We start from the raw sequence: 11053 nt of genomic DNA on the forward strand, positions 1-11053 counted from the left end.
TCGGGAACTCCAGGAGCTCCTCTCCCTGAACAGTGCAAGAAATGGTCCGGTTGGCCAAGAAGCCCTCTATGACGGGATATTAAGAAAGACGACCGAATTGAAAGCGGCCCGAGTTCTAACAGACAAGCCACAAGGCGTTAAATAACTCGACACCCACAGCGGAACGACATGCCAAAACGTCGTACCACGTTAATTTATCGCCAATAAAAAGCCGCGACTGAGTCGCGGCTTTTTATTGCGTTGAAGCAGAGTGTCAGTTCTTGCGACGACGACGCGCCAGCACCAAGCCTGACAATCCAGCCCCGAAAAGGGCCAACGTACCCGGCTCGGGAACACTTGCAGTCCGCGTAGCCAGTTCAAACGCTACACCGTCGCTGCTCATCATCAGGCTGTCGAACGAGCCAGTGAATCGGAAGTAGCCATCTGTGGCATAGTTACCCTGATTGTTGCTGCCGTACTGATAGCTCTCGCCGTAATACTCGGCTATAACTGCCATGGCATCACTGCCAGTGAACGTCCATGACCAGGGCTCGTAGTAACCGAAACCCAGGCCTTCCTGGCTATCACTCAACAAAACAACCTGTTGCTCCGCAGAGTAGAAGGTGATTTCGTTGTAGGTATCGATGGAACCCCAGTAGAAGTCAAAATAACCAAACAGGTTGCCAACTTTGATATCTGTTGCAGAACCCTCAGGATCATTGGCCGGGCTGATCACATTGAAGGAGGTGACAGCATCAGCATTGCCTGTGTCCGACCCTGGGATAAGATAGGTGTGATGCTTGCTCTGAGCGGGGTCCACCAGGCCACCCCCTGTAATGTCATAGCCGCCTGCGGCCAGATCAACACAGGTGTCGGTAATGCAACTGTTACCCAGGTACTCGACGTTGAATTCAAACCCAAAGATCGGGTCCAGAATGATGTCGGCCTGAGCATTCATGCCAACGACCAGGGTCGCAGAAGCAACCAGGCCGGCCAATGAATGTCTCTTCAGTCTGTTCTTTTCCATAGTGCGATTTGCTCTTCTGTTCCATTGACTCCGGAAAACTTCCGGCCCACTGCGTCGCCAGACTGACAACGCTCTGTAAATCGGTAAGTACTCAGCAAAAAGCGTCCCCGGCTTCTCTAACCCCTTTAAATACAAGCCAATTCAAGGCATTCATGTGATTTGAGCGGCGGTTAGATCACCCATTTGTCAGCAGGTGTAAATTAGCCCGACACATTGAGAGCGCTATGCCGGAATCACTTAACACACAGGGCGCAAATGCTTTATCATCTGTCGAGTCTCTATTCACGGAAGTCTACAGGGAAGCAGTATGGACGCGACCAGATCTGGTCCTACCCCGGATACCATTGCCATTATCGGCCTCGGCTATGTTGGCCTGCCGCTGGCGGTTGAATTCGGGCGTTTCTATAACACCATCGGTTTTGACATCAGCGACATCCGAATAGCAGAGTTGCAGGCACATCGGGACCACACCCTCGAAGTCACACCAGAAGAGCTGGCAGCTTCGAAGAACCTGAGTTTTACGGCTCAGGCCAGAGACCTGGCATCCGCCAATATCTACATTGTTACGGTACCCACCCCGATTGATGAACATCGCCAGCCCGACCTGACGCCGCTGCGCAAGGCCTCAGAGACCATCGGCAAGGTGCTCAGTGCCGGTGATATCGTCATCTATGAGTCCACGGTTTACCCCGGTGCCACGGAAGAAGTGTGTGTGCCCATTCTGGAACAGCACTCCGGCCTGACGTTCAATCAGGACTTCTATGCCGGCTACAGCCCGGAACGCATCAACCCGGGCGACAAGGAGCACAGAATAACAACCATCAAGAAGGTGACCTCCGGCTCGACACCCGAGATCGCGGATCGCATTGATGCTCTCTATGCCTCGATTATCACCGCAGGCACGCACAAGGCCCCCAGTATCCGTGTAGCAGAGGCTGCCAAGGTCATCGAGAACACTCAGCGCGATGTCAATATCGCACTGATCAATGAACTGGCGCTGATCTTCAATCGAATGGACTTGGATACGGAAGCCGTACTGGAAGCCGCAGGCACAAAGTGGAACTTCCTGCCCTTCCGGCCTGGCCTGGTTGGCGGGCATTGTATCGGCGTGGACCCCTATTACCTGACGCACAAGGCGCAGCAGATTGGCTATCACCCGGAAATGATCCTGGCTGGCCGGCGCATCAACGACAACATGGGCATTTATGCCGCGCAGCAACTGGTCAAGACCATGATTCGCCGGGAGACCCGGATTGCAGGTTCCCGGGTACTGGTGCTGGGGCTGACCTTCAAGGAGAACTGCCCGGACCTGCGCAACACCCGCGTTGTGGACCTGATCGCAGAGCTGCAGAGTTTTGATATCGAGGTGGACATTCATGATCCATGGGTAGATCATGAAGAAGCACGTAAAGAGTATGGGCTGAGGCTGACAGACAAGCCTGAAGACGGCACCTACGATGGCGTGATTATCGCTGTCGGTCATCATCAATTCAGGGCAATGGGTGCCGACACTCTGCGCAGTTTTGGCAAATCCGGCAGTGTACTCTTTGATCTGAAATATATTCTACCCGCCGAACAGACGGATCTGCGGCTCTGAGTGACAGAGCCGGCAAAAGGCAAATGGAGTTGAAGGTATGTCAATCGTCTCAGGCAAAACATCATTGAATGGCCTGGGCAAAGTCAGCCCTGTAGCAGCGGGTAAAACCGGGCTGCTGGCTCTGATCATCACCCTGCCCTTTCTCGATACCTGGACAGTGCTCGCCCGCCAGTGGCTGGTCATGGATCATGAACTGGCCCACGGCAGTGTTATCGCGCTGGCCACTCTCTGGTTTATCTACCGACTCGGCGCCCAAACAGAGCGCCAGGCGGTTTTATCATCCAACCTGTGGCTAGGCTCTTTTCTGGTTGTTGGTTTTACTGTCTTGGCGACACTCAGTCAGCGGGTCGGACTGGATGTCATTGCGCAGATCTCACTGGTTGCCCTGCTCTATGGCCTGGTGCTCATCTTTTTCCCACAGGCCCACTGGATCGAGGCGGGCAAGGTAGTGGGCCTGTTGGTGTTTGCCTTGCAAGCCTGGGCCTACGGCAACGATATACTGCTGCTCCTGGCGAGCGCCGTGGTTGGCGAAGCCGTGAGCTGGCTCTCGATACCGACGCTGATTGATGGCAACAGCATTACCATACCCTATGGCATCATGCTGATTGCCGATGGCTGCTCCGGGTTGCGCTACTTCGTTATTTCACTCGCTCTGGCCTGGATGCTGGCGATACTGAACCGCTACACACTAGCCATGACGGCATTGGCGCTGCTGGCCGCGGCGGTACTGGCTCTGATCGCCAACTGGATTCGCATTTATGCACTGATCCTTGTCGGTTATTTCAGTGAAATGCAAAGCAGCCTGGTCTACGAGCATGAAACCTTTGGTTGGGTCTTGTTTGCTGCCATGATACTGCCCGCCATCTACTTCGCACCTCAGCCCCGGAGGGCAGAATGAGCTTTCAGCCCGCCCGCAAGCCCTTTTTGACCTATCGCTCATTATGGATTATCGCTGGCCTGTTTGTCCTGACCACACCAGCGCTGGCCGGATGGCTGCTGGATCGAGCTGATCAGCAATACCAGGCCAGCAGCGGCTACAGCACACCTGGAACGGCTTTACCGGCCGCCCCGCCCGGGCTGGCGTTGCAACTGCCTCATACGAGCATGAACCAGACCCATTATCGCCACAGCAGTGGCGCCGTGGTCAGCATCTACAGCAACCAGTTGAGCGAAGACCAGCGCTCTCTGGTGCCCTACATTCCCAGGTTGTTCGACAATGAACGCTATACTCAAACGGCAGGTGTTTCCGCGGAGATTGGGGAGTCCAACTTTCAGAGTGTCAGTCTTCGGCAGCGATCTACTGGACAGCACAGCACAGCGCTGTATCAGTTTCGACTGGGGCCAATCACCACCGGCTCCTATACCCGCGCCAAGCTGTATCAGCTTCCGGCCTCGTTTACCGGCACACGGCATTTTGAGTTGATGATCTGGCAGATGCCCTGTGCCGCTGCTGGCTGCGAATCTGAACAGGACAGGCTCACAGAGTCAGTTGAAACCTTCTTGGCCCAAGGCCGGAGCCCCGAGTCATGATAGTACTGTCCTTCGTTTTCTGGGCCTCTGCATTCTGGGTAGTCTACGTCTACTTGCTGTACCCATTACTGGTCTCACTGCTGCCAGGGAAACCATTGAAATCGGACAAATCACATGAGCCCAATGTGACGGTCATCATTCCGGCCTATAACGAGGCCACTGTGATTGAAGCCACCATCCGCAACAAGCTGGACCAGACTTATCCAGCGGAAAAAATGGAAATACTCATCGTCTCTGATGAATCAACCGATGGCACCGATGACATCGTAGAAGCGCTGGCGGCAGAAGACAGCCGGGTGAAACTTTTGCGCCAGTCTCCTCGCCAGGGCAAGACAGCCGGCGTCAACCGTGCAGTAAAGCAGGCCAAAGGGGACATACTGATCTTTTCCGATGCCAATAGTCTGTTCGCGCCGGACGCCATCACGCACTTGACCGCCTCATTCAGTGACCCGGCGGTCGGCTACGTTACCGGCAAGATGGTCTATGTGAACCAGGATGGCTCCATGGTCGGCGACGGCTGCAGTGCCTACATGAAATACGAGAATTTTCTACGCAGCAAAGAGACGCGCGTCGGGTCTGTCGTGGGAGTAGACGGCGGCATAGACGCCATGTGCAAATCGCTGTACCAGCCACTGAGAGCCGACCAACTACCCGACTTCGTGCAACCCCTGAAAGTTGTCGAACAGGGCTACCGTGTGGTGTATCAGGAAGAAGCACTGTTGAAAGAAGACTCACTCAACACGGCTGCTGACGAACAGAAGATGCGAGTACGTGTCAGCCTGAGAGCGCTTTGGGCGCTGTGGGACATGAAACACCTTCTGAACCCGCTGCGCTACCCGTTGTTTAGCTGGCAGCTATGGAGCCACAAGGTGTTTCGCTATTTGGCCTTCCTCCCTTTGATGGCGGCTCTTCCGACCAATTTAGTACTTGTAGGGGTGCATCCGTTCTATGTGCTCACTTTGCTCATTCAGGCCTGTTTTTACCTGTTAGCATTATTCTCCCCTCGATTTGGGGATAGGCTTGCTGGGGTGGCTCGTCTTCCCTACTACTTCTGTCTAATCAACCTGGCCTCTGCACATGCCAGCCTCTTGTTTGTCAGAAAGAAAAAGATAGTGACCTGGACTCCGCGGACAAACTGATGAAGATTTTGCATTTGATTGACTCCGGGGGGTTGTATGGTGCAGAAAGGATGCTTATAAGCTTAGCCTTACAACAACAAAAACAGGGATGCAACCCAGTTATACTTAGCATCGGCAAACCAGCCATTGTGACTAAACCTCTGGAAGAGGAAGCGATAGCGCAAGGACTCCAGCTTAAAGCTTGGCGGATGAAACCCGGACTCAATATAAGAGAAATAAATAAAATAGTAAAATGGGCGCAATTAGAAAATTTCGACGTACTACATAGCCATGGTTACAAATTCAACATATTGCTAGGGCTATTACCTAAATTAAAAAGAAAACTACCGACAGTTGCGACACTCCATGGGTACGTAAAGTCTCAATTATTCAGTAAAATGTGGCTTAATGAAAAGCTAGATCGCATTATGATAAATAGGCTCGAACATATAGTACTAGTAAGCAGTTACATGCTAGATGACTTACCTGAATCATATAAACATAAGGAAAATCTAACAGTAATAAATAATGGTGTAGACATAGAAAGCATAAAAGAAAAGTCGAACCTTCCCGCTGACAGCGATATATGTAGTTTCTCAAGAAAATTTGAAAATGTAGTTCTTGGTGTCGGTAGACTATCTCCAGAGAAAGGATTTAGTAAACTTATAACTGCTTTCGAAAAGGTACTGAAAAAAAAACCCAGCACCGGGTTAATAATAGTTGGGCAAGGTAAGTGCGAAAACGACTTGCATAAATTATGTGAAAATTTGCAAATCACAAACAACGTCTATATGCCAGGATATTGCCAAAACGTACCGGCTTTAATGAAAAAATCAACAGTCTTAGTTATGCCCTCAAAGACTGAGGGCTTGCCTATTGCCGCATTGGAAGCAATGGCATTATGCGTCCCTATTATATCAACCCAAGTAGGCGAACTACCTAAACTTCTTGACCATGGAAGAGCTGGGATATTAATTAATTCTAATCATGAAGCGTTTGAAAATGTGCTGTCACTTGAAATAATAAAGCTTCTTGAAGACGATAGTCTAAAAAATACTATTAGGCGACGACAAAAAGAGATTATATCAAATAAATATTCGATAGAAATCATGGCATGCCAGTACCTAAAACTCTATATGAGACTAAAGAAATGAGAAGCTTCTATTATTATGCCAGATATATTGTCGCGAGAATATTTTATCTATCACTAGGGCTGAAGGTAAAAAAACAATTCCTGTATATTAATAAATGCTGGAATGAAAAGAATAACCGAGAACCCGAAATTTTCAAACACACAATAGAAAATAAAAAACTAAACTATTGCGAGCGCAAGGAAATTTCAAAAAACAGCCCTGAATATATTAAGCCGACTACAAAAAAGATGCTTATCGAACAATCAGAGAAGCTAAAAGAAAGAACAGACTTATATAAAAGAAAAACATCTGGTACTACTGGTGAACCTACCAAAATATATTTAAATCGACATGAGCTTGGAAAACTATTGGCGGTGAGAGACTACTGCTACCGACACTACAATATAAAGCTTGGCTATAGAGAAGGTCGCGTATGGGCAAGATCTAACAGAGACATCGGAACTTTCTTCAAGGATTTTCTATTAAATCGGAAGACTTTTTATCCGACATCTGAAGAAGCATTAGAGCAAACGACAAGTTTGTTAAAATACAAACCACAGTACCTATATGGTTACTCTTCTTTAATATTGGAACTTTCCAAAATCATAGTTACAAACAAACTAGAAGTACCCCAAATAAAGTGTGTGATCTGCACAGCTGAACCGATACTGACCTCGCAGAAAGTACATCTCGAAAGTATTTTTAGCTGCCCAGTTGTTGAAGAGTATGGATCAACTGAATTTGACATCTTAGCTTTTGAATGCAGAAAAGGCCACATGCATCAAGTTAATCCTTGGATTAAAATTGAAGTTGAAAATTCCACAACAATGATTACCGACTTCTCAAGAACAACTCAAAAGATAATTAGATATTTAATAGGTGACCATTTTGATATAGCACAAACTCAGTGCACTCTACTTGGCTCCAATAACATAATCACTAATCTTGAGGGTCGGTCAACTGACAGGTATGCTTTTGATAAAAACGGCACCAAGTTTCACTCAGTTGAATTATCTAGATCAATTGGAAAATACCAAAAGCTAAACGACACATATTTTACTTTCCACATCCTTCAGAAAGAACTGGGGAAAATAATATTATATTTACCCTACGAACTTCAGGAAAAGAGTACCAAAATTAGAAACTTTATAGAAAGTGAAATCACACATAATACCAACCTAAAAATAGAAATAAAAATAATTATAGTGCAACCTCAAGAAGTTAGAAAAGAAACTAAAAAAAACAGCTATTTCACCCAATGCATAAATACATAAACACTTCACTTTCTAACAATACGTCACCCAAGGTAGAGGTAAAGTACAAATGAAATTGCACTTTGTTGGCGACATAAGTCTAGGTGAATATTATTTAACTTTTGGCCACGGCGTAAAAACCGTTTGTAAAAATGTAGACCCTTTTGAATTATGCGAGCAAATATTCTCTAAGTCAGATGCAGTAATTGGAAATCTGGAAGGTCCCGCTAGTAACGTGGGAAATAATCCATCTGAGCCAGAAAGCGTAGTATTGAGAGCTGACCCCAACAGCATTCGCTATCTTTCAAAATCAAATTTCAAAATTGTTCAGGTTGCTAACAATCATAGCATCCAGCACGGGATTGAATGTTTTAATGATTCAAACCAGAAGTTACTTAAATATAACATTCTTCCAGTCGGCCTTATTAACCAAAGAATAACAAAAATTATTATCCATGGGGAAAGCATAGGTTTTCTAGCTGCATCTGACGTGACAGACAATACTGAACCGTCGCAAGATATCTACCAATATTTAAACCATGAGTTTATAGATAGAATTAAAAATTCAGTCAGCGAAGTAGATCATCTTTTCGTGCTATTGCACTGGGGGTTAGAGTCAAGCACAAAGCCTCTGCGTTACCAGGATGAACTTGCGATGGAACTCAAAGAGCTTGGAGTTAGAGGAGTTATAGGGTCGCATCCGCATCTATTTTACCCCATAACAAGTTACGATAACTTTGTTTACGCACCATCTCTTGGAAATTTCATTTTTGATGACGGCTGGGATAGCCGGAAGCTGAAGACTGGAATATTAGAATTAGATTTGAAGAAAAATTTCATGGCCGTTAAAGTTATTCCTATACATATAAGGAAGTCAGATTTCAGGCCCAAGCCTTTTGGAGATAAAATACCTATAACTGGAGAGTACAAGTTATACAAATTAGGGGATAAAATGAATTATCAACAACTTAAAAAGACACTCTTCTTTTTTCGGCACCTCCCGAAAGGCAACATGCTTCTAAAATTGAAATTCTTTTCAAGAAAGCTACTAAGAATCTTTAGCTAATATCGGTAAAAATATGAATATATTAATATTATACAAAGAAGATTATCCATGGGATGTTCGGGTTGAAAAACTCGCTTTAGCAGCAACTGAAGCAGGAAACACAGTTTACATATTAAGCAACAACAAAAAGAAATTAGAACGAACAGAGACAATTAATAATATCAAAATTCTACGAATTAAAAGCTACTATACTTTGAACGAAAAATTGAGATCCCTTGCTCTCTTTCCTTTCTGGTTTAACTTGAACTGGGCGATTTCATTTATTCATGTTATAAAAAAATACAAAATTAGCAAAGTTATTGTGCGAGACCTTCCGCTACTCAAACTTGCTACAACACTTAAAAAGTTTCTAGGATATTCTGTATACTATGACATGGCAGAAGTGTATCCAGAGATGTATCGGTCTATACATCAGTATAGCAACCCTGGTCTTTTAACAAAAATAATCAAATCACCTTGGGTTTCAGAAAGGTATGAAAGAAATGTAATCTATAAAGTACAACATACCTTTACCATGATAGAAGAATCAAAATTTAGATTGATCGAAAGATATAATTTGGATCCAAGTATGGTGTCTATTGTAAGCAATACACCTCCAAAATCAAAATACAACGGCAAACAAGTAGTACATAGTGAGAGCCCTCTAAATATAATCTATGTTGGATTCTTAACGCGCCTAAGGGGAATTGACTTACTCATCGATGCGATAGAAAATATAAATTCATCAGACCCAAGCATTGATATCAACTTTGACATTGTAGGCGAAGGGTATTACAAAGAAGTTCTTGAAAATCTAGTCAGAAAATACTCATTACATAATAGTGTTAGAATACACGGCTGGCTAGATCATAACGAAGTCAACAGACTTTTCTTTGAATCAAACATCGGCGCACTTCCTTATCGTCCCTGTTCACATTGGAATACCACGATACCAAACAAAATATTTGACTATATGCTAGCTGGCCTTCCGGTAATAAGCACACCGGTAACAACCATAGGGAGAATTATAGAAACCTCTAATTGTGGTGTAGTATCTAGCAGCACTAATATCTCGGACATTTCGGAGGCGCTGTTAAAATTGCGTAATCCTGATGTAAGGCAATCGCTTGGATCGAATGGGCGCAATGCTGTCTTGGATAAATTTAATTGGGAGAATGACAAATCAATTTTCATAGACGCCATTAACAAAAAAGGCCCCTAAAGTTTTGACTATTTATGGTAATCTCCTCATTTTTCACTAGGGTTATCGTTAGAGTCTGTCAGGAAATCTTAGCCACATTCTGTTTCGGTGTTATTCCGCTCAGTGCCATGTTCGGTCGCTCTTAGTAGTAAGTCCAGGGTAATCCCCCCGAAAAATAATCGCGGTGATAAGTGGAATTTTGTAACCTGAACAGACAGGAGATTCCACATGCGCAAATCACGTTTCACCGACAGCCAGATCATGGCGATTTTGAAGCAGGCCGAGTCCGGCGTGCCAGTCCCTGAACTGTGTCGCGAGCACGGCATGAGCAGTGCGACATTTTATATCTATGGACTACCTCCCTATTGCAAGCACTTCTGGCGTTAGGATCCGAACTGCATACATCTATCCGGCATCAGACTTTCCAAGAAAGTAGTGCCCAAATGGGGAATCCGCTCACGCACGCCTCAACAAATGGACGATCTCAGGGATCATTATAAAAGTCAGGTTCTGAGCGTGATGGTTCGACCTTTTTGCCATTTTCAGTGCTTTCGCAATTCGCTGGTGGTTTAGGAGCAGACGTAGCTGGTATTGTTCCGCAGAATCGCCCAAATGATTCTAGCGTTCTTATTGGCTACAGCTACAGTCGCCTTGTTGAACCCTCGTCGCTCCTTCAACTGATTAACCCATTTATCGAAAAGGCTATTGTCTGGTTTCGAGGTCCTTAATACCGCCCTAGCACCGTGTACTAAAAGCGTTCGGAGATGTTGATCACCACGTTTGGTTATGTTCATAAGGATTTTCCGGTCGCCGCTAGAATGCTGTCTTGGAACAAGGCCTAGCCAGGCAGCGAAATGACGTCCGTTTTTAAAATCTCTGCCGTCTCCGACGGCGGCGACAACAGCAGTGGCAGTCTTGGGCCCGACGCCCTTAATTTTTGCGATTCGCTGGCAGGCATCACTTTCCTTGAAGACAACCTCGATTTCCTTGTCGAAGAAATGGATTCGATTATCGAGACTGATCATAAGCTCATACAACTCTTGGATCGTCCGCCTCATCCTTATCGACAAGCCATTCGTGGCATCCTCGAGCACTAACGGAATCGCTTTGCGCAACCTAGTGTCCCGAGTGGTTAATTCGTATATTTTTGCGCATCAAGATTCATCTTGG

The 11053-nt window shown here is 46.0% G+C and carries 9 protein-coding genes and 2 pseudogenes; 9 read left to right on the forward strand and 2 right to left on the reverse strand.

Annotated features, from left to right (window positions below):
* Positions 1-253 precede the first annotated feature (253 nt).
* Positions 254-1006, reverse strand: a complete 753-nt coding sequence (locus LAT62_RS06460) for a PEP-CTERM sorting domain-containing protein (protein WP_293380743.1) — start codon at positions 1004-1006, stop codon at positions 254-256.
* 307 nt (positions 1007-1313) lie between these two features.
* Here LAT62_RS06460 and tviB point away from each other — a divergent pair, with 307 nt between their 5' ends.
* The 9 genes and pseudogenes from tviB to LAT62_RS06505 form a co-directional block, all read left to right on the forward strand.
* Positions 1314-2603 (forward strand): Vi polysaccharide biosynthesis UDP-N-acetylglucosamine C-6 dehydrogenase TviB, encoded by a 1290-nt coding sequence (gene tviB, locus LAT62_RS06465; RefSeq protein WP_293380746.1) that lies wholly within the window; start codon positions 1314-1316, stop codon positions 2601-2603.
* Positions 2604-2640: 37 nt separating this feature from the next.
* The gene (gene xrt, locus LAT62_RS06470) at positions 2641-3501 is read left to right on the forward strand and encodes an exosortase (RefSeq protein ID WP_293380749.1); all 861 of its coding nucleotides are present in this window, start codon (positions 2641-2643) and stop codon (positions 3499-3501) included.
* Positions 3498-4133 carry a hypothetical protein gene (locus LAT62_RS06475; RefSeq protein WP_293380752.1) on the forward strand — a complete coding sequence of 212 codons (636 nt, stop codon included), beginning with the start codon at positions 3498-3500 and terminating at the stop codon, positions 4131-4133. The genes xrt and LAT62_RS06475 overlap by 4 nt, the downstream gene beginning before the upstream one ends.
* A complete protein-coding gene (locus tag LAT62_RS06480) occupies positions 4130-5272 on the forward strand; it encodes a glycosyltransferase family 2 protein (RefSeq protein ID WP_293380755.1) in 1143 nt (380 codons plus the stop codon). The genes LAT62_RS06475 and LAT62_RS06480 overlap by 4 nt, the downstream gene beginning before the upstream one ends.
* Positions 5272-6405, forward strand: a complete 1134-nt coding sequence (locus LAT62_RS06485; RefSeq protein WP_293380758.1) for a glycosyltransferase — start codon at positions 5272-5274, stop codon at positions 6403-6405. Before LAT62_RS06480 ends, LAT62_RS06485 begins: the two co-directional genes overlap by 1 nt.
* Complete coding sequence (locus LAT62_RS06490) at positions 6366-7658, forward strand: hypothetical protein (RefSeq protein ID WP_293380761.1); 1293 nt, start codon at positions 6366-6368, stop codon at positions 7656-7658. Before LAT62_RS06485 ends, LAT62_RS06490 begins: the two co-directional genes overlap by 40 nt.
* Positions 7659-7707: 49 nt before the next feature.
* Positions 7708-8703, forward strand: coding sequence for a CapA family protein (locus tag LAT62_RS06495; protein ID WP_293380764.1), 996 nt, complete (start codon positions 7708-7710; stop codon positions 8701-8703).
* A gap of 13 nt (positions 8704-8716) precedes the next feature.
* A complete protein-coding gene (locus LAT62_RS06500; protein WP_293380769.1) occupies positions 8717-9904 on the forward strand; it encodes a glycosyltransferase family 4 protein in 1188 nt (395 codons plus the stop codon).
* A 207-nt stretch (positions 9905-10111) separates the two neighbouring features.
* Positions 10112-10228 (forward strand): annotated as a pseudogene (locus LAT62_RS06505) (transposase); the annotation flags it as partial.
* Positions 10229-10452: 224 nt separating this feature from the next.
* Here the strand turns inward: LAT62_RS06505 and LAT62_RS06510 are convergent.
* Positions 10453-11004 (reverse strand): annotated as a pseudogene (locus LAT62_RS06510) (IS110 family transposase); the annotation flags it as partial.
* Positions 11005-11053: the final 49 nt, after the last annotated feature.

This window comes from Natronospirillum sp. (assembly GCF_022565775.1).
Lineage (GTDB): Bacteria > Pseudomonadota > Gammaproteobacteria > Pseudomonadales > Natronospirillaceae > Natronospirillum.